The 20,361-nt window shown below is 50.2% G+C and carries 17 protein-coding genes; 13 read left to right on the plus strand and 4 right to left on the minus strand.

Going from position 1 to position 20,361, the window contains the following annotated elements; translation table 11 throughout:
* Positions 1–5 precede the first annotated feature (5 nt).
* The 4 genes from JYE49_RS12745 to JYE49_RS12760 are packed head-to-tail and all read left to right on the plus strand — an operon-like array spanning position 6 to position 4,970.
* Positions 6–431 carry a sugar 3,4-ketoisomerase gene (locus tag JYE49_RS12745; RefSeq protein WP_093957895.1) on the plus strand — a complete coding sequence of 142 codons (426 nt, stop codon included), beginning with the start codon at positions 6–8 and terminating at the stop codon, positions 429–431.
* Positions 428–952 carry a GNAT family N-acetyltransferase gene (locus JYE49_RS12750; RefSeq protein ID WP_093957896.1) on the plus strand — a complete coding sequence of 175 codons (525 nt, stop codon included), beginning with the start codon at positions 428–430 and terminating at the stop codon, positions 950–952. Before JYE49_RS12745 ends, JYE49_RS12750 begins: the two co-directional genes overlap by 4 nt.
* On the plus strand, positions 949–2,802 hold the full coding sequence (locus tag JYE49_RS12755; RefSeq protein ID WP_179217386.1) for a glycosyltransferase: 1,854 nt from the start codon (positions 949–951) through the stop codon (positions 2,800–2,802). Before JYE49_RS12750 ends, JYE49_RS12755 begins: the two co-directional genes overlap by 4 nt.
* Positions 2,799–4,970, plus strand: a complete 2,172-nt coding sequence (locus tag JYE49_RS12760) for a DUF2142 domain-containing protein (RefSeq protein ID WP_093957898.1) — start codon at positions 2,799–2,801, stop codon at positions 4,968–4,970. Before JYE49_RS12755 ends, JYE49_RS12760 begins: the two co-directional genes overlap by 4 nt.
* A 267-nt stretch (positions 4,971–5,237) precedes the next feature.
* Here JYE49_RS12760 and JYE49_RS12765 read toward each other — a convergent pair whose 3' ends face one another.
* Complete coding sequence (locus tag JYE49_RS12765) at positions 5,238–6,947, minus strand: leucine-rich repeat protein (RefSeq protein ID WP_093957899.1); 1,710 nt, start codon at positions 6,945–6,947, stop codon at positions 5,238–5,240.
* A gap of 327 nt (positions 6,948–7,274) precedes the next feature.
* Here JYE49_RS12765 and JYE49_RS12770 point away from each other — a divergent pair, with 327 nt between their 5' ends.
* From JYE49_RS12770 to JYE49_RS12790, 5 genes are read left to right on the plus strand one after another with little or no spacing between them, the layout of a single operon-like run.
* A complete protein-coding gene (locus JYE49_RS12770; RefSeq protein ID WP_093957900.1) occupies positions 7,275–8,003 on the plus strand; it encodes a glycosyltransferase family 2 protein in 729 nt (242 codons plus the stop codon).
* The gene (locus JYE49_RS12775; RefSeq protein ID WP_093957901.1) at positions 8,000–8,380 is read left to right on the plus strand and encodes a DUF2304 domain-containing protein; all 381 of its coding nucleotides are present in this window, start codon (positions 8,000–8,002) and stop codon (positions 8,378–8,380) included. The genes JYE49_RS12770 and JYE49_RS12775 overlap by 4 nt, the downstream gene beginning before the upstream one ends.
* Positions 8,373–9,176, plus strand: a complete 804-nt coding sequence (locus JYE49_RS12780; RefSeq protein WP_093957902.1) for a glycosyltransferase family 2 protein — start codon at positions 8,373–8,375, stop codon at positions 9,174–9,176. Before JYE49_RS12775 ends, JYE49_RS12780 begins: the two co-directional genes overlap by 8 nt.
* Before the next feature lie 14 nt (positions 9,177–9,190).
* A complete protein-coding gene (locus tag JYE49_RS12785; RefSeq protein WP_093957903.1) occupies positions 9,191–10,120 on the plus strand; it encodes a glycosyltransferase in 930 nt (309 codons plus the stop codon).
* Between the two features lie 2 nt (positions 10,121–10,122).
* Entirely contained in the window at positions 10,123–11,079 is a 957-nt protein-coding gene (locus JYE49_RS12790; protein WP_093957904.1) for a glycosyltransferase, read from the plus strand.
* Positions 11,080–11,110: 31 nt separating this feature from the next.
* Here the strand turns inward: JYE49_RS12790 and JYE49_RS12795 are convergent, their stop codons facing one another.
* On the minus strand, positions 11,111–12,349 hold the full coding sequence (locus JYE49_RS12795) for a CDP-glycerol glycerophosphotransferase family protein (protein WP_093957905.1): 1,239 nt from the start codon (positions 12,347–12,349) through the stop codon (positions 11,111–11,113).
* 26 nt (positions 12,350–12,375) lie between these two features.
* Positions 12,376–13,824 carry a lipopolysaccharide biosynthesis protein gene (locus JYE49_RS12800; RefSeq protein ID WP_179217387.1) on the minus strand — a complete coding sequence of 483 codons (1,449 nt, stop codon included), beginning with the start codon at positions 13,822–13,824 and terminating at the stop codon, positions 12,376–12,378.
* Positions 13,825–14,076: 252 nt separating this feature from the next.
* Between JYE49_RS12800 and JYE49_RS12805 the strand changes: the two genes are divergently transcribed.
* Genes JYE49_RS12805 through JYE49_RS12820 form a run of 4 tightly spaced genes read left to right on the plus strand, consistent with a single transcriptional unit; the run spans position 14,077 to position 19,264 of the window.
* Positions 14,077–15,843, plus strand: coding sequence for a phosphotransferase (locus JYE49_RS12805; RefSeq protein ID WP_093957907.1), 1,767 nt, complete (start codon positions 14,077–14,079; stop codon positions 15,841–15,843).
* A gap of 48 nt (positions 15,844–15,891) precedes the next feature.
* Complete coding sequence (locus JYE49_RS12810) at positions 15,892–16,881, plus strand: extracellular solute-binding protein (protein ID WP_093957908.1); 990 nt, start codon at positions 15,892–15,894, stop codon at positions 16,879–16,881.
* A complete protein-coding gene (locus tag JYE49_RS12815; RefSeq protein ID WP_093957909.1) occupies positions 16,866–17,654 on the plus strand; it encodes an ABC transporter ATP-binding protein in 789 nt (262 codons plus the stop codon). The genes JYE49_RS12810 and JYE49_RS12815 overlap by 16 nt, the downstream gene beginning before the upstream one ends.
* A complete protein-coding gene (locus JYE49_RS12820) occupies positions 17,651–19,264 on the plus strand; it encodes an ABC transporter permease subunit (RefSeq protein ID WP_093957910.1) in 1,614 nt (537 codons plus the stop codon). Before JYE49_RS12815 ends, JYE49_RS12820 begins: the two co-directional genes overlap by 4 nt.
* Here the strand turns inward: JYE49_RS12820 and JYE49_RS12825 are convergent.
* Entirely contained in the window at positions 19,261–20,358 is a 1,098-nt protein-coding gene (locus JYE49_RS12825; protein WP_093957911.1) for a DegT/DnrJ/EryC1/StrS family aminotransferase, read from the minus strand. The genes JYE49_RS12820 and JYE49_RS12825 overlap by 4 nt on opposite strands.
* Positions 20,359–20,361 lie beyond the last annotated feature (3 nt).

Below are 20,361 nucleotides of genomic sequence, written 5' to 3' on the forward strand. Positions count from 1 at the left end.
GTAGGATGCAGGTTGTGAAATATGTATTTCAGCCTCATGGGGATGACCGCGGTCAGCTGGTAGCCCTGGAGGAAATGAAAGATATTCCTTTCAGGATTAAAAGAGTATATTACATGTATGATACAGCGGCCGGTGTGACACGGGGTTACCATGCTCACAAGAGTCTGGAGCAGATCCTGATCTGTATTCATGGAAGCTGCAAGATCCGGCTTGATAACGGAAAGGAAAAGAAGGTCATCCCGCTGGAAAAGCCATACGAGGGGCTGTATGTTTCAAACGCCATGTGGCGGGAAATGTTTGATTTTTCACCGGACGCGGTGCTGATGGTGCTTGCTTCCGAGCTGTATGATGAGGCGGATTATATCCGGAATTATGATGAGTTCCTGGCGTATATCCGGGAGAATGAAAACAAAGAGAATGAAAAGGAATGAGCGGGGGAAAAGTGAAAGTGAAACTGCGCAGCCTGAAACCGGAAGATGCTCCGCTGATGCTGGAATGGATGCATGACCCTTCTGTTGTGGAAAAACTACAGACAAACTTTGCCGGCAAGACGTTGGATGACTGTCTTGCTTTTATCTCTGCGGCAGAGGAAAACAGTGAGGATATTCATCTGGCAATTACACAGGACGGAGAGGATATCTACCTGGGAACAGTGAGCCTGAAACATATCCGGGATGGGCAGGCGGAGTTTGCCATTACCGTACGGAAATGTACGATGGGCACGGGATGCGCGATTGAGGCTATGCGGGCGATCCTTGATTACGGGATCAGGGAATTGAAACTGAAAAGAATCTACTGGTGCGTGGATCCTGAAAACCGGCGGGCGGTTCGTTTCTATGACAAGAACGGATTCAGAAGGATTCCTGCACCGGAAACCAGGGATTATACACCGGAGCAGCGGCTGGCCTATTTGTGGTATGAATGGACAGAGGAGGATACTGTTCCGGCATGAAAAATCCATTTCGTTTTTTTGAACATGAGCAGATCCTGGCTTACAAGGCGGCACATCCCGCACTTTGGGAAAACGTTAAGCCGATACGGAAAGCTTTTGTGTTTTTCTGGAGGCCGTGGCTCAAGATCTGGCGGGCTTCAGGAGCCGGGAAACTGTGGGCAAAAGTACGATTCAAGGCGGGCAGAAAGCTGGCGGAACGCAATCTGGCAGCATCGCTGGCCCTGGACGCCGCGGAAATACAAAGACAGCGTGAAACGATGTTTCCGGAAGAACACCGGTTCAGTATTCTTGTGCCTCTGTATAATACGCCGCTCCAGTTCCTGAAGGAGATGATCCTTTCCGTCCAGGAACAAACCTATCCGGGATGGGAACTGTGCCTGGCGGACGGAAGCGACGACGCGCATCCGGAGGTGGGGGAATTCTGTCTGGCGTGCAGCCGGGAAGATTCACGGATCGTATACCGGAAACTGACAGAAAACCGGGGAATATCTGAAAATACAAATGCGTGTATTGATATGGCAACCGGAGATTATCTGTCTCTTTTTGATCATGACGACCTGCTTCATCCGGCAGCATTATACGAAGTAATGAAGTCCATATGTGAACAGCAGGCTGACTTCGTTTATACAGACGAGATGGTTTTCCGGTCGCCGGACCGGACGAAGATTATCGCGACACATTTCAAACCGGATTTTGCCTATGATAATCTGATGAGCAATAACTATATCTGTCATCTGAGCACATTCAGCAGAAAACTGCTGGAGAAAGCAGGTCCCTTCCGGAAAGAATGCGACGGCAGCCAGGATCATGACATAATCCTGAGACTGACCGGCTGTGCGGAAAAGATTGTTCATATTCCGAAAATCCTGTATTACTGGAGAAGCCATGAGTCCTCCACGGCTTCCGATATCGGAACCAAAACCTATGCCATTGAGGCAGGACAGCGGGCGGTACGGGATTTCCTGAGGGAAAAGGAAAAAATCGACGCGACGGTAACGAGTACGGACGTTTATCCGACGATGTATCATGTAAACCGGCCGGTCAGGGGAGAACCGTCGGTTGAAGTGATTATTTATGCGGCGGGCACGGCAGATAACGAAGATGTGCTGCGAAGCGGGGCGGAAGCATTACGTAAAATGACCGCTTACCATAACCTGACAGTTTCTGTCGTCGGGAAAACGGATGAAACGACTCTTCCGCAACGCTTGAATGAGGCTGTGAGAAGCTCGAAAGCAGATTATCTGGTGTTCCTGCACGGTGAAGTTTCAGTACAGAATGAAAAATGGCTTCAGGAAATGCTGATGCTGGCACAGGAAGAACGAATCGGAGCTGTCGGCGGAAAGGTTCAGTTCAGTGACGGGACAGTGCGGCACGCCGGTCTGATTACCGGTCTCGGTTCCAGACGGACAGTGGGCCGATCCCATTTCCGTGTGGATGCAAACAGCGCCGGATATTTCGGCCAGCTGGCAATTGTTGAGGACGTATCAGCGGTATCGGCGGAGTTTATGATGGTTTCACGGCAGAAACTGGATGAGGCCGACGGGCTGGATGAACAATATCTGGAAACGTTGTTCGATGCGGATATGTGCCTGAAACTGGCGCAAAAGGGCCTTGTGAGTGTTTATACACCTTTTGCGCTTGCGCAGGGTGGAAGCATCCGACAGCAATATGTGGATTATGGAAGAGAAACAGAGCATTACCTGAAAGACGCGGCGCGTTTCAGGGGGAAATGGGCAGACGTGCTTCAGCGGACGGATCCATACTATAATCCGAATCTGTCGCTGGATTACGCGGATTACCGGATCCGGTCCATGAAAAAAAAGCGGGAAAACGGGAGGAGAAAAAAATGAAACAGATTTCCGGTAAAGCAGCAGGTTTTATCCGGACCTGGTGGAAAAAAGTGCTCATCTGCGGATTTGCGGCGATGCTGCTTGCCGCAGGACTGGAGGAACTTCAGCTCCTGACCCAGCCGAAGAGTTATGCGTACCAGGAAAAGTCCTCTGAGAATGAAGTCAGCCTGCCGCTTGAGGATGCATATCTGTTGAACTGTACGCTGGAGGACGGAAAAATCGCCGTGGAAGAGACGGGAGAGATCTGTTTTGAACTCCAGAAGTCCGGCAGCTTTAACCGGGTAACCCTGTTTTTCGATCCCGCACAGACCGAGGGAAGCATCCGGGTGATGTATGCTCCGGCGGACTGGATCCTTTCTGAAGAAGAAAACTCCTATGAGCTGCAATATACCGCAGGCATGGAGAGAGTGGATTTTACATTTGACGAGGATTCATACGGAAAGATCGGACTGATCCTGAAAGGCAGCCTCCGGGTAAAGGAGATCAAAACATCCCGGGGACAGTATGAACGGGTCGCGGTGAACGAGAGATTGTCGCTGAAGCGGATAGCTATGCTGACAGTGATGCTGTTTGCGACAGCTATGTTCCTGTTCGGAATTCATGGATGGAAACGGTTCAAAGGGTGTGTACAGCAGGCAAAAGCAGGTATCAGTGAAAACCCGCGGAAGACGCTGCTGAACGCTGCGCTGTTTATTGCGGTGGCGGCGCTCTGCTATGTTGGAGTCCGGATGTATGTAACATACTGGTATGAAAAGTTCAACTGGGTACTGAATGTATTTTGCTTACTGGCTGCGACGGCAGCCGGCTGCCTGGTGTGTTTCCGTAAAACCCTGGGAAACAAACCGGAGATATTCTTCCTGATTCTGTGTATCCTGATCGGCGGCCAGCTTGCTGTGTTTGAACCGGATACGACAACAATCAGCTGGGATGACGGATTCCACTACATGAGTGCCAACAAGTACTCCTATCTGGGTCAGACCCGGCTGACAGATCAGGAGAACGTGGCGCTGACAGCCTGGGCGGAAAGGAACTATGACCTGAACAGTCTGGATGGATGGCATAAGCAGCAGGATGAACTATACCGGCAGGGTGTGGCGACCGTGGCGCAGGGCTTGCCGAATCCGAAAAACTTCTGGAGTCTCTTCTCCGGCATCGGCCTGTATGCTGCGCGGGTACTGGGATTCCCGTTCCACCGGATGTGGGAGACGGGACGATTATTCAATCTACTTGCATATGCGATTCTCGGATATTTTGCTATCCGAAGACTGAAATCCGGCAAGATGATACTAGCGACTGTACTGCTGATTCCGGAATGTGTTTTCCTGGCATCCAATTACAGTTATGATCCGGGCGTGACAGGATTCCTGGCGCTGGGCCTGAGTTACTGCTTTGCGGAATGGCAGGAGCCGGAAAAGAAACTGACCGCATTTAATGCCTGCGTGATGCTGGGAGCCCTGTTCCTGGGAAGCTATACAAAGGGCGTCTATTTCCCGGTGTTCCTGATCCCGATGTTCCTGCCAAAGGAAAAGTTTGAAAATCGTAAATGGCGCAGGATATTCTTCTGCGCGGCAGCTGTTGTTATGCTGTATGTGATGTACGACGTGGCAAGTCCTTTCCTGGGCGGAAACGCCACCGGCGCCACGGACACCCGCGGAGGTTCGGACGTGGACGCGGGACGGCAGATGCAGTTCATTTTTGCCAACCCGCTGTACTATACGGGAGTGCTGCTACGGAGCCTGTGGACGGTTATCGGACCGGAGTATGCGGACGGATTCCTGACTTACTACGCGTACCTGGGGAAGATGCCAAACCAGTATCTGTATCTTATTTTGCTTGCGGTTGTGGCCTTTACGGACAAGTGTGACGCAGACAGGGAACTGGGCCGGCGTGTAAGAATGAGAGGCTTCTTCCAGTTCCTGTTATTCGGGATTGCATGCCTGGTAGGAACCTCGATGTATGTTGTGTTTACAAAAGTTGGTGCGTATGGAATAGAAGGATTCCAGTACAGGTATGTGCTGCCGGTGGTTTATCCTGCAATGATGCTTCTGGGATCTGGCTGGATCAGGAATGATACGAACCGGACTGTGTATAACGGAATCCTGTTTGCGGTTGCCGGATATGTGAATTTTGTGGCGGTTCTGAGCGGTGTAATGTCCCTGTACAGCTGAGATGTGACAGTGGCAGAATTCAGGAAACTGAATTCTGCTAATGAATAATGAAAACTTAAAACTGAAAATATAAAAATGGTGGATATAATTGCTTCCGGGATGAATCTATATTGCTGTGATGGAAGTTGTGCACCTGATGGAGTGTGGAGACGAGAAATCCAAAGGAGCAGTGTGTTCCATAGAACTCCAATATGTTGTTTTGTCAGTTTTACAGTATGAAAAACAGCTCTCCTGAAAAGGAGAGCCGTTTTGTATAATAACCGTATATTACTTGATCCAGGCACCGCTCTTGTTAAAGGTATACTTGGTGCCGTTGATTGTCTGGGTGCCGGTAACCATGGCGCCGGAAGCGTCGAAGTAGTACCATACGCCGTTAACCTGCAGCCAGCCGATTGCCATTGAACCATCAGAATTGAGATAGTACCAGGTCTTGTTAAGTTTCAGCCAGCCGGTCATCATGGCGCCCGTAGTCTTGTTGAGGTAATACCACTTACCGCCTTCAAGTTTCTGCCAGCCGGTCTGCATGGCGCCGGAAGCGTTCATGTAATACCATACACCGTTAACCAGCTGCCAGCCGGTGAGCATGGCACCGTCGGTCGGGCTCAGGTAGTACCACTTACCGCCGTCTTTGATCCAGCCTTTCTGAACGGCTTTCTTGTCGTTAAGGTAATACCACTTGCCGCCTTCTTTGAACCAGCCGGATTCGGTCAGGGAACCATCATCACGGAAGATATAGTTTACACCGTTGATGGTCTTGGCACCGGTAACCATGGCGCTGCCGTTCTGGGGATCGAGGTAATACCACTGGTTGTTATAGCTCAGCCAGCCGGAAACCAGAGCGCCGGAACCGTTAAAGAAGTACCATTTTTCATCGATCTTCGCCCAGCCGGTGATCATGGCGCCGGAGGCATTGGTGTAATACCATACGCCGTTGATCTTGAGCCAACCGGTCAGGGCTTTGCCAAGGGTGGGCTCAAAGTAATACCATTTGCCGCCGATCTGCTGCCAACCGGTCGCATAGGTGGTGGCGGAAGTGCAGTAATACTTGCTGCCGGTATCGGCGGGCCACTGCTGCCAGTTCTTGGCGCTGTCCAGAATGACTACCTTAACAGAGGCCTGGGGAGTGGTGAGACCGTCGATAGTGTTGGCGCTGGCGACGGTGACAGTGATGACACCAGGCTTTTTCGGGGTCACGACACCATCCTGGTTAACTTCAGCAATGGAAGTGTCACTGCTGCTCCATGCAAGCTCTGTGGTTGAAGCGATTGCAGGAGAGACGGTGAAGGAAATAGCCAGGGTGTTGGTGGAAGCCTTGTCATAGATCATGGTGTATTCCGGAGGATTACGAACCGTGATCTTGTCGATGACAGGATCCAGGGATTCATACTTTACGGAATTAGCGATCGCATATTCCTCCAGCGGAGAGCCCTTGAAGCAGGAGATGACCACCTGGGGGCAGTTGGCAAAAGCGTCTGTTCCCACGGAGGTGACATTGCCTGTTACGGGTTTATATGTATCGCTGTACTTGGTTTTAACGGTGGCGGTGCCTTCAACAGCCTTCAGGGAGACGCAGTTACGGAAGGCAAACTGGCCAATGCTGGTTACGCCGGAAGGGATCGCAATGGTCTTCAGGGACGTAGCATTGCTGAAGCAGTTGTTAGGAATGGACGTAATAGCAGAAGACAGAGTGATTTCCGTCAGGAGGCGGCATTCTGCAAATGCGCCGGTCTGAATGGACTTGACGGAATTGGGCATTGTAACCTTGGTGATGTTTTTGCCGTTGAAGCAGGATGCACCAATGGTGGTGATTTTTTCATCGGTAAACATGTCGGCGGTGATTTCTGTAGCCGTGCCGATATATTTGATGGCGATGCCATCTTTTACATCAAAATTGGAACCTGCGGAAGCGGTGCTGATGATGCCTGCGGCCAATATGACAACCAGCAGCAGACTGAGCCATTTTCTGAACAGCCTCATTATGTTTTTTTCCTCCTCAAAAAATATGTGTTAATAGATTTGTGTGATGGTGCTGAAACATATTGGAATCAGCAATGCAAGGCTCCCTCATTATAGCCGAATCATTTCAGAAAAACAACAGAGTATTTACGAAACGATGAACAATATTTTTCAACAATAGTGCACTGTTGATACAGACTCCACAATATACTGTGGAGCCCTTGTTTTTAGCTTGCGAAAGCAATGTGTTTCCGATACAATGAAGATTGTTGAGAATGGCTCTTTTTGCGGTTGCGGAAGCCGGACAGAGCATATTTCTCCGGGTATTGATCCAGGGGAGGGTTGTAAGTGAAACTGCTGGTCATCATCCCGGCGTACAATGAGCGGGGAAGCATTTTAAGCACAGTACAGGATGTACGGGAAAACTGTCCGGAGGCAGATTGCCTGGTTATCAATGACTGTTCAAAAGATGATACACTGAAGCTTCTTCAGGAGGCAGGTGTTCCGTATCTGGATCTGCCGGTAAATCTTGGAATCGGCGGAGCGGTACAGTCCGGCTACCTGTACGGAGTGCAGCATGGTTATGATATTGCTGTGCAGTTTGATGGGGACGGGCAGCACCGCGCGGAGTGCATTCCCAGTCTGATTCAACCTCTTACAGATGATAAAACGGATATGGCGGTGGGAAGCCGTTTCCTGGATAACAGTGACAGGGATGGATTCAAATCCTCCGCAATACGGCGTGTGGGCATCCGGGTACTGAGTTTCCTGATCCTTGCTGTGACGGGAAAACGCATCAAGGACGCCACGAGTGGATTCCGGGCGGTGAACCGGAAACTGATGGAGTACTATGCAGAGAATTATGCACAGGATTTTCCGGAACCAGAGGCCATTGTCCTTGCGTTGAACAACGGTTACCGTGTGGAAGAAGTGCCGGCACGGATGAATGAGCGTGGCAGCGGTGAAAGCTCCATACAAGCGCTGATGACGGTTTACTATATGATTAAAGTATCGCTGGCAATTCTGGTGGCAGGTGTACATACGCCCCGGAAGCGGAGAAAGGGGAAGAAGGCATGAGCTGGAAACTGAGGATTATTCTGATCCTGCTGGTGTTTTTTGCGGATCTGTTTTCTTTCCATCAAATCCGCCGGGGTAAGATGAGCCTGAATCATTCGCTGCTGTGGATCCTGATTTCCATAGTATTGCTGCTGATCGCTGTTTTTCCGTCAATAGCCTTCTGGCTTGCGGGAATGATGGGGATCGGAACACCGGTGAACCTGGTGTTTCTGTTCTTCGCGTTTTTCTCCATTATCCTGTTTATCTATCTGACCAATGTTATATCCAAAGGAGACCGGATTAACCGGAGACTGGTGCAGAAAGTGGCGCTGATGGAAAGAGAATTACGGGAAATGAGGAAAACAGAGAGCAAAGGAGACGCGGCGGAAAATGAGTAATACGCGGTTTTCAGCTGAAGATCACACCTGGCTGGTATGTGCTTATCAGAGCAGTTCTTATCTGGAAAGCTGTGTGCAGTCCCTGCTGAGTCAGACAGTAAAGAGCAGGATTCAGATTTCCACGGCCACACCGAATGAGCATATCCGGCAGATTGCGGATAAATACGGATTAAAGCTGATTATTAATCCGGATAAACCGGGGATTGGATCAGACTGGAATTTCGCATTGGCGCACGGAGAGACGGAGCTGATGACGATCGCGCACCAGGATGATATTTATGAACCGGATTATACGGAAAACATGCTTCGGCGGATGAACCGGTGCCGGGAACCGATTATGTATTTCTCTGATTACGCGGAGCTGAGAAATGGGAAAAAGGTGACAACGAACAAGCTGCTGCGGATCAAGCGTATCCTTCTGATTCCGGTCAGACTGTTTCCGGGATGGCGATGGGCGCGCCGCTTATCCCTGGCATTCGGGGATCCGATCTGCTGTCCGTCTGTAACTTACCGGAAGACGATGATGGAGGGACTGACATTTACAGACCGGTTCAGCGGAGCACTGGACTGGGAAATGATGGAGAAGCTGAGCCGGAAAAAAGGACAGTTTGCTTTTGATCCGGGTATACGGATGTGTCACCGGATCCATACGGAGTCCGCGACAACCGAAATCATCGGTGATCACACACGGACGCGTGAAGACTATGAGATGATGAGGAAATTCTGGCCTGAGGCGATCGCAAAAAGACTGAGCAAGGCGTATTCCGCCAGTGAAAAGAGCAACAAGATGGAATAAGGCAGGAAGACAGTATGGCGAAGGTGACAATTCTTTTGTCTGTATACCGGCCGAATCCGGCGTATTTCCGGCAGCAGCTTGCTTCACTGAACGAACAAACATACGAGGATCTGGAACTGTTGATCCGGAATGACTGTCCGGAAGAAAAACTGGACAGGGAACTGATCGGACGGGAGATTACCCGCTTCCCGGTGAGGATGGTTGAAGGGGAAAAGAACCTCGGATATACCGGTGCTTTTGGTGAACTGTGCCGGTTGGCGGAGGGAGACTATATCAGCCTGTGCGATCAGGATGACGTGTGGGAAGCAGATAAGATCCGCCTGTGCATGGAAGCTATTCAGGAACATCATGCAAAGGCTGCGGTTTGTGACCGCTCACTGATGGACGGAGACGGAAAGATCTTTTGCCCGAGCGTCCGGGAAACCAGCAAGTTAAAAAGATTTACCTGGCATACCGGGGATGACATCACACCGCGTGCGGCATTTGCGAGCTATTGCACGGGGATGACGCTGGTCGCTGAAAGAGAAACGGTACAGTGCTGCCTGCCCCTTCTGCCGGATCTTCCGCATGATCAGCAGCTGATTTTCCTGCTTTCCGGTGCAGGGGTGATTGCCTATGTGGAAAAGCCGCTGGTGAGACACTGGAGATACGGTACAAACGCGTCCGGAACGCTGGCGGGCGTGACCACCAAAAAAGACTATTATGATACCCGGTGCAAACCGGTGGCAAAACTGCTGGATAAGTATCACGAAATGTATCCTGCAGATAAACGGATTGAAAAGATGCGGGCATGCTGTGAAGCCAGGATCCGCGGAAACATCCGGAAACTGTTTCAATACCGGGATATGATTCCTGATTTGTACCTGTATGAGACAGGCCTGGCGCTGATTCCGGAAAGGCTGTTCCGCCTGGCAAGGAAAGTGCTGGCAGGAGGGAAAGCATAAACATGGCGGCAAAAGCAAACGGTAGATACCGGTATGAACTGAGCGCGGTGGTTGTTACCTACCATCCGGAATCGGAAGGGCTGCGCCGGACTTTGCTGTCTCTGATCCGGCAGGAAGGGGTCCGGATGGAAATTATAGTCGCGGATGACGGCTCTGAGGATAATCACGAAGCGGAGATTCGACGGGTGTTTGATGATACGGGATTCATGGACTGGAAACTGGTAATGAATACCGAAAACAAGGGAACAATCCGGAATCTGATTTCAGGCCTGGAACAGGCTGAAGGCGAGTTTGCGAAAGTGCTTGCTCCCGGGGATTTCCTAGCCGGCGCGGACGTTATGCGCGGCTGGCTGGACGACATGCGGGAAAAGGGAAGCGACTGGTCTTTTGCGGAGACCGTGAATTACTGCACAGAAAACAGCATCGACAGGATTGCAACGGAGACGGCGCAGCCTGTTTATGTCCGTCCTTACCTTGAGAAAGACCGGCAGCGGGCCAGATGGAATTATGTTGTGCTGGATGACGTGGCACCGGGGTGCTGCCTGACCTGCAGAACAGCCCTGCAGCTTCAATACGCCAAGGAACTGGCAGAAGCGGGAAACCGGTATGCCGAGGATTATATGTACCGCCTGATGATGTATGACGGGATCATCGGAAGTTATTATCCCAGGGCTGCAGTCTTTTATGAGTATGGTACGGGCATTTCTACGGGACGCAGCAGGGAATGGGCAAATACCATTTTCGAAGAATATCTCCGGATGAACCGGCTGATGGCAGAAAGAAAAAAACCGGACGCATTTCAGCAGCGCATGCTGAAATACGCACTGCAAAAAACATCCGCGTTTGCGATGATCTTTGTGCCGGGTAAATTGAGGAGATTCCTGAAGCTTCAGTTGTTTCCCAGAAAACTGAAGACGGATCTGACAGAATCAGATGCATGGAGAAAGGAATGCAGCTGAAAAACAGAGAAAAACGATGCGCTGCTTTTCCTCAGAATAAAGTTTTATAATCCTGCTCCAGAATGTCGGCGATCTGTTTCGCGGCATTCTGCTTTTTCAGCAGGCAGTCTGTGATGACTGTCTGTCTTTTTTCTGCCAGGGGATCATTTCCGGTGAGCAGGTTTTCCAGATGACGTTCAATCTCTTCCCAGGAAGGGGCTTCATACATCGCGTCGCGCTGCTGAAGGAATTCCGCGGTAAAGGGGATGTTCCCGGGACAATATACAATGGGCTTATTCATGGCCAGGAATAAACCGAGGATGGAGGAATAATCTGAAACAAGGATATCTGTATCCCGGAAAGTGTCCGCCACAATCCGGTTTGAATCGAAACGGATTCCTGCGTTACTGCAGCGTTCTTTCAGCTGCCGGATTTCTTCTTCGGTCATCAGGTGCTCACGGAGCAGATTGTCAAACATCAGCGGATGGGGACGGATGGTCAGTGAGACATTGTGACGGGAAACAAAATCAATCCAGCGGTCAATATATTCCAGGAAATGAGAACCGCCGATTTTTGCATCGTAAGACCAGCGGGGCGTCCACAGGATCCGGTTGCTGCCGGGAGAAGAGGGCAGGGAATGGTATAGTTCATAAGCAGGATATCCGACATTAAAAACCTGATGATAAGCGCTGTTTCCGAAGACTTTCCTGAAGGCGTCATATTCATGAACATTGGAAGCGAACCAAAGGCTTACACCGGCGGCAAAATCTCCATATTCAAACGGGACGTCCCAGTCATAGGCGCCGTAAAGAATCAGGCAGAGACGGGTATAGGCTGCGGTATAACGCGTTTGCAGATCCGGCGGCAGGTAATGATTGAAAGGACGATCATAAAAAAGATAATCAAAACCGGACAGATCAATATCAGAAGCTGAAAAGAAATCCAGCACACGTTCTGAACTGTAAAGATTCTCGTAGAAAAGGCGCTCTCCGGGATCTTCCTGAAAAGACTGCCGGTTAACGAAGTTAAAGTGATTTACATAAATGATATAGGGGTCAAAACGAGGGTCCTGCAGCATGAGGTTAAAAAGACTCATCTGTTTGTCCCAGACTTCCGGGACCTGGGCAACAAAGCCTACGCGAATAGGATCGGAGGGATGCGTTTTTTTCCGGTAGCGAACGAAGCGCCGGATGATCCGGGTTCCCTGGGCAATCCGAAGGGAAACGACTGCTGGATACAGGCGGTCCGCAATCGTTTTGAGAAGCGGTTTCCCGCTGTTTGTGTCTGGCATTCAGATAACCTCCTCCTGAAAGATGGTTATTGATCGTCTTTCCGGCGAATGGTACGGATCAACGTGAGGATTTTGCCACGCTGCAGGAACAGTACGCCGAGTGTAAGGACGGCGGCAATGATCCGGGCAGGAAGCGAACCGTACAATGCAGCGCCTGCTGCCGTCAGTCCGCAGGCGGCGATGAACAGCATAATCATTCCGCGGTAATTGTATCCCTGATCCTGCAGTCCGCGTCTTTTCAGTATCCGCTTCATAGCCAGGCAGTTGCACAGGGCAAAAACCAGATAACTGAAGAGCGTTGTATAAGCCGCGGCAACATAACCGTACAAGCGTATGAAGATCCAGTTGAGGATAAGATTCGTAACAGCGGCGCCAAGGGAAGCCCAGACCAGACTGCGTTTTTCCTCGTAATAGAATTCCACATTGGCAAAGAGCTGAGAATAGAACAGGAGGAGCAGGCTGAGAGCAACCGGAGGAACCACATAAACTGCTTCAAGATATTTTTCTCCGGCCATAACCAGGACAATCTCCGGGGCGAACCAGATCACACCGGACAGCAGCAGCGCCATGAGCGCGGCAATCCCCAGAGAGACGCTCCGGTTCTCCTTCTCCTGACCTTTGCCCAGTTTTTCATAGAGCCAGGGAATATAGGCGTTATTGATTGCGTCCAGGACAAAAGTCAGGACAACGGCAAGGTTGTAAGCGACACCATATACAGCGGATTTGTCCATGCCGACCATATGGCTGATCATAATGCGGTCGCTCTGATTGAAAACCATCTGGGACAGATAATATGCAAGCAGCGGAATGTTGAAACCAAGGGCGTATTTCCAGTATTGCCTGCGAAAAACCGTTTTTCCGCGGATAATATTCAGAACAAAAAACACTCCGCCGGCAACAATATTGACAATTGCCATGCCCCAAATCCGTGCATAGCCCTTTTCTTCGTTAGTGATTACGAGAACATACTGCAGAAGAGGGGTGGCGACAGCAATGGCAAGTGTAACCAGCACAACGCTGATATATTTAAATTCAAAGCGTTTCTTTCCGCTCCACAGAAGAAGTGCGGTAACCGAAAGCGTTTCAGCTACCATCAGGCACATGATGGAGGTCGGCAGCTCGAAAAGCTGATTCCAGAGACTGGCAAAAGGCAGGTAGATCAGCAGGAAAAAACCTGACAGCAGGAGGCAGATTCCCTCAACAGATGCGATATATCCGTCACGGTCAGATTCGAATTTCACCATGGCCGGGGAGAAGGAACCGTAAGCCAGATTGAGCGTCAGAAAAATCTGCAGGAGTCCCTGCCAGGAGGAGTATATGATCACCTGGCCATATTGTTCAGTTGTCAGAAGTCTTGTAAAGAGGGGCATGGTCAGGAAAAGCAGGCATCTTTGCAAAACACTGCACAGAACATATGCAGACGAGACTTTGACAGTTACAGGGATATTGCGATACTTGTCCGTAAGCTTTCCCATACACGCTCCCGATTCATTCAAAACAGGACGCTTCCATACAAAAAGGAAGGTCCCTGATACATAAATTATATCATTATGATAAATGGATGTAAACACGGGGAAGGGCTTGCTGCCGGTCAAATCGATCATCACACGAATGTATCATATAAAAAATGAACACGGTGCATCTTGATAGCGTTCATTTTATATGTTAATATAAACAACAATGAACAGCGTGGGCTGTTCAGAGGTATCAGATTGGGAGGCTCAGTCATGACGCAGAATGAATTTACCCTGTTATACGCTATCCGGAAATACGGTATGCAGAGCTGCCGGTGGTTTAAGGAGAAAACAGGTTTGTCAGTGGGCTATGTTTCCCAGACGCTTAAGGAATTTGCCGGAAAGAACTTTGTGAATCCGGACGGCATCACTGCAGACGGAATAAAGGCGCTGGCACCTTATAAAGTTGAAAATGCGGTGATCATGGCCGCGGGGATGTCCTCCCGGTTTGTACCGATCAGCCTGGAAAAACCCAAAGGCCTGCTGACAGTGAAAGGCGAAGTGCTGATTGAACGCCAGATCCGCCAGCTGCAGGAAGCAGGCATAGAGAGTATTGTCCTGGTGCTTGGATACAAAAAGGAAGCCTTTTTTTATCTGGAAGACAAGTTCGAACACGTGAAGATCATTATCAATCCCCAATACGATACAAAGAACAATACATTCACTGTTTATCTGGCGCAGCAGTATATCGGGAACACTTATATCTGCTCTTCTGACAATTATTTTTCCGAGAGCCCGTTCGAAGAATATGTATATCAGAGCTTTTATTCCGCTGTGAAAGTGGACAGACGGCTGAATGAATGGTATATGATTCCGGATTCAAAGATGAATATTGCCCGGATCGTGAAAAATGACGACCGGGGATGCATTATGATGGGCCATGTGTACTGGGATCGGGACTTCAGCAAAGCAATGATTGAACTGATCAACGCGGATCAGGAAATCGGACATTACGATACCGAACTGTGGGAGCAGATCCTGGCGGATCACCTGAAAACACTTCCGCCAATGGCCATTAAGGTTTATCCGGACGGTGTTATTCACGAGTTTGATTCACTGGAAGAACTGCGCCAGTTTGACAGCCGGTATATCAGCCATACGGACAGCCGGATTATTCGGAACATAGCTGACGTACTGCACTGCGGAGAAGAGGAAATATGTGAATTCAGGGTGATCAAGAACGGACTTACCAACAGATCCGTATACTTTGAAGCCTGTGGGAAAAAGTATGTTTATCGCTATACAGAGCAGCGTGAAGGAATTGCTGTCAACCGAAGCCATGAACGGCAGGCCCTGGAACTTGCATACTCCATCGGAGCAGATCCGACGTTTTTGTATATGAACGAGGAGGAGGGATGGAAAATCTCCTCCTATGCAGAAAACGCACATGAACCGGATTTCACAAACCGGGATGATATCAAACGTGTGGCGGATGCACTGAGAAAGCTTCATGATCGCAAACTGAGTGTGAACTGGTCTTTTCTGCCATGGGTGGAAACCCAAAGCATGGAATGGGTCCTGCGTTCCGAAAAAGGCGGGATTTCCGATCCGGAATACAGCACACTGAAGAATATGGTTGGAAAAGCAGCCGAGGCCTGTACAGAAGACGGGACGGCACCCTGCTTCTGCCACTGTGATTCTGAAAAAACGAACTGGCTGCTGACAGATAAAGAAACGATCCTGATTGACTGGGAATATGCCGGAAACGCTGATCCGGGATGTGATACGGGTTCTTTTATCCTGAATTCCGGATGGGAACCGGAAGAGGCAAAGACGTTCATACGCGAATACCTGGGTGATAACGCAACAGAGGAACAGGTTTTCCACCACCTGGCTTATACAGCAGTGATTGCCTTTTACTGGTACACATGGGCGCTTTCCTGTGAGGCGGAGGGAACAGTAATGGGTGAAGGCCTGTACAACTGGCGCAGTACAGCCAAAAAGTACACGAGATACCTTGTTGAACAATACGGCCTGTAAAGAGCCGGGGTTCAACCGAAAATATAAAAGATACCGGAGGAAAAAGAAATGAAGAAGATTATCGCAATGATCCTGGCCCTCATCCTGTGCTCCTGCTTATTTTGTGCAGCGACGGCAGAGACGGACACCACAGACAAGAACGTTGTGATCTGGACTACCGAAGAGGAGCATGTGGTGGATTACTATATCAATGCGCTGAGGGAAAAATTTCCGGAATACAACATCACAATCGAAAATGTCAGCTCCAGCACGATGCCGGCGAAGGTAATTGAGGAGGGCGAATACTGCTCCTGTGATATTTTGTGGACAGAAGACTATGCCTATCTGGAAAAGTGTTCCGACTGGCTGGTGGAACTGAAGGATTTCGATTATTCCATGTTCCTTGACGATACGGTGCCCGCCAGTCATAAATATACTCCCGAAGAACGGTATGCAGGCGGCATTATCCTGAACGTCGATATGCTGACGGAATGGAATCTGCCTGAGCCCGCATCCTACCAGGATCTGCTGGATCCGATGTATCAGGGCCTGATCTCCATGCCCAATCCGGCATCCTCCGGCACGGGATATATGTTCCTGCGGCAGCTTGTGAACGAGTGGGGAGAGGATGAGGCGTTTTCCTACTTTGAGCAGCTGACGCCGAATATCCTGCAATATACTTCCTCCGGTATGGGTCCGGTGAATGCACTGATCCAGGGAGAGGCGGCCATCGGCCTCGGGTTTATTTCGCAGGCGGTTCAGGAAATCAACGCAGGACGCAACCTGAAGATTGTCTACTTCGATGAAGGGGTTCCGTTCAGCATTTACGGAAACGCTTTGCTGAAGAAGAGCGAGCATAAGCAGGCGGCAGTGGATGTGTTCAATTATATTGCCGCGGAACTTGTATATGACAATAACCGGCTGTTCTATCCGGAACAGATTATCAGGGATTATACTCCCGTGATTGAGAATTATCCTACAGAAATTCATTACGGCAACATGACGAACAATACCCTGGAAGAGAAAGAAAGGCTGCTTGCAAAATGGACGTTCTCGTAAGAGATAAACTGTTTATCAGCGATATATCAAAAACATTTGTGGACGCCGGTACAGGGGTGCTTAACCATGTATCATTCACAGTGCGGGACGGGGAGTTTCTCTCCATCCTGGGTCCTTCGGGATGCGGAAAAACGACGCTGCTGCGGATCCTGATCGGCCTGCTGAAGCCGGACACGGGAAGCATTATCAAAGACGGGAAAGATATAACGGGCACTGCTCCTGCTGCACGGAAAATGGGGATTGTATTCCAGAATTATGCGTTGTTTGAGAATATGACAGTGCTGAAAAATGTGGAATATGCCCTGAAGATCCGGCCGGAAACAAGAGCAACAGCCAGGGAAACCGCGATGGAAATGATCGCGGCGGTGGGACTGAGCGAGCATATTCACAAGATGCCCGGAAAACTGAGCGGCGGACAACAGCAGCGTGTAGCCATTGCACGGACGCTTGCGCTGCAGCCGGAGATCATCCTGTTTGACGAACCGATGTCCGCCCTGGACGTTGCCACCCGGCTGTCCATGCGGACAGAACTGAAAGCGCTGCAGAAGCGTTTCGGTACAACCATGATCTATGTGACGCACGATCAGGAAGAGGCGTTTGCCCTCTCGGACCGGATCCTGATCATGGATCAGGGAAACATCTGCCAGCTGGATACACCTGAGAATATCTGCAGAAACCCTGCCAGTGACTATGTGAGATCCTTCGTGCTGGCCAATATCCGGCTGAAGGTGGACTCCCTGTCCCGATATGCAGAGATGGTGCGAGACGTATGAAGCTGAAGAATCGAAAAAACCTGGTGGTGAATCTGCTGATTGCAGCCGTATTCATCACATCTGTTATCCTGCCGATCATCTCGATGTTTTCCCGTGTGACAGCGGAGAGTTTTCGGGAAGTAACGGGTTCCGTCCAGTTCGGACGGGCAGTCTGGAATTCTCTGACCACATCCCTGACGGCCACGATGATTTCCCTGGTTCTGGCGCTTCTGGCTGCCTGGTGTGTGGAACGGACGCGGCTGCCAGGGAAAAACCTGTTCAGCCTGCTGTTTGTTGCACCGATGCTGATTCCGTCGATGTCCCACGCGTTCGGGCTGATTGCCCTTTTCGGGACAAACGGACTGATTACCCGGCTGCTGCATGTCCGTACTGCAATTTACGGATTTAACGGAATTGTACTCGGCGCTGTGATGTATTCCTTCCCCTTTGCCTATGTGATGTTCACAAGCATCCTGCAATATGAAGACCAGCTGCCTTACCGGGCAGCAGAGGTCATGGGGATTCCGAGAATCCGTCAGTTTACCGGTATTACACTGCCCTATCTGAAGAAGACCATTATCACAGCTTTTTTTGCCATTTTTACGATGACGATCACAGACTATGGCGTACCGATTATGATCGGCGGCCAGGTACAGACACTGCCGGTTATGATGTATAACAAGGCAGTGGCGATGACAGATTACAGTACGGGAAGCGTTATCGGAATATTCCTGCTGATTCCTGCAATTGTGGCGTTCATCGTGGACCTGATGAATCCTGAAACAAACCAGAACACTTATGCCGCTGAATTGTTCAAACCCCGCAGGAACAAGGTGCAGTCGACAATGGCACTGGTGTTTTCCATCCTGTTGTGTGTGATGATTCTCTCACCGGTGATATCATTCAGCTTTATGGTGTTTGAGGAACGGTATCCGTCTGTAACAACGTTTACGCTGTATCATATTGAAAAAACATTGAACAGGGGAGCACTGACCTATCTGGGAAATTCTCTCCTGTATGCTGTGCTTACCTCGACAGCGGGTACAGTATTTGCGTTCTTCTGCGCGTATGAAACAGCGCGTGTGAAGGAACGGCTGGGGAAACTGATTCACCTTATCTCCCTGACATCAATGGCAATCCCGGGCATTGTGCTGGGTTTGTCCTATATCATATTTTTCCATGGAAGCGCTGTTTATGGTACCATCTGGATCGTTGTGATCATGAACTGTATTCATTTCTTCTCCTCTCCGTACCTGATGATGTATAACACGCTGGGGAAGGTGAATCCCAACCTGGAAGCCGCAGGATCGACACTGGGGATTAAAAGGTGGCGGATTGTCAGGGACGTCATCCTGCCCAAAGTCAGCGGGACGGTCCTGGAGATGTTCAGTTACTTTTTTGTGAACAGCCTTGTGACCATTTCAGCGGTGTCCTTCTTGAGTCCGCCTTCTCCCAAACCGCTGTCACTGCTGATCAACCAGTTTGAAGCCCAGCGGCAAATGGAGAGCGCTGCGTTTGTATCCCTGCTGATTTTCCTGGTGAATGTGCTGCTGCGGATTTCCATCCGGGGAATGAAAAAAATCCTTGCCCTGAAAAAGGCAAGGATCGGAGAAGGCCAGACTGCCTGTTAAGCGAAATCATTTACGGCGCTGATAACTGCCTGTACTTCAGCGTCTGTCATACCGTAGAACATGGGCAGGCTCAGTTCTGTGCGGCTGATCTCCTCGGCAATGGGGAAGTCGCCTTCACTGAACCCGAGATCCCGGTAGCATTCCTGCAGATGCATCGGGATCGGATAATGCTTGTTGGTGGTGATGCCCCGGCTGGACAGATGTTTTTCGAGTTCATCCCGCCGGCTGCATCGGATACCGAAAATATGCCATACCGGTACGTATTCCTCCGAGACAAGGGGGAGGATTACGGCCGGATTTTTTATTTCCGACAGGTACCGGTCTGCAATCTGCCGACGGGCGGCATTCATCCGTTCCAGATGGGGAAGCTTCGCGGAGAGGAAAGCAGCCTGAAGTTCATCGAGGCGGCTGTTGTTTCCCTTATAGATATGGTGATACTTGTAGTCCGAACCATAATTGCCCAGGGCCCGGACTTTGACAGCTATATCTTCGTTGTCTGTGACAACAGCGCCGGCGTCTCCCAGCGCGCCGAGGTTTTTGCCGGGATAGAAGCTGAAACCGGCCGCGTCCCCGAAGGTACCGACCTTCCGGCCTTTATAGGTTGCACCGTGTGCCTGGGCACAGTCTTCAATTATCCGCAGACTGTACTTTGCGGCAATGGACATGATGGGATCCATATCGCAGGCACGTCCATACAGATGAACCGGCATGATGGCCTTTGTACGGGCGGTAACAGCTGCTTCAATCCGGGAAGGATCGATGTTGAATGTTTCCATTTCCGGTTCCACAAATACCGGCTTTGCCCCGACATAGGTCACAGCAAGGGCAGTAGCAATGTAGGTGTTGGAGGGGACGATGACCTCATCACCTTCGCCGATATCCAGGGCTTTCAGGATCAGCATCAGGGCGTCGAGCCCGTTGCCGACACCAATACAGTACTTTGTTCCGCAGAAAGCGGAAAAAGCTTTTTCAAAGGCTGCATCCTCCTGTCCCTCAATATACCAGGAGCGGGTGAATACCCGGTTGAAGGCGTTACGGAGATCAGAATCAAGCTCTCTTTCCATGGGAAGAAACGAAACAAACGGTACGTTCATATT

The sequence above is a fragment of the Aristaeella hokkaidonensis genome, from assembly GCF_018128945.1.
In the GTDB taxonomy this organism is placed as follows: domain Bacteria; phylum Bacillota; class Clostridia; order Christensenellales; family Aristaeellaceae; genus Aristaeella; species Aristaeella hokkaidonensis.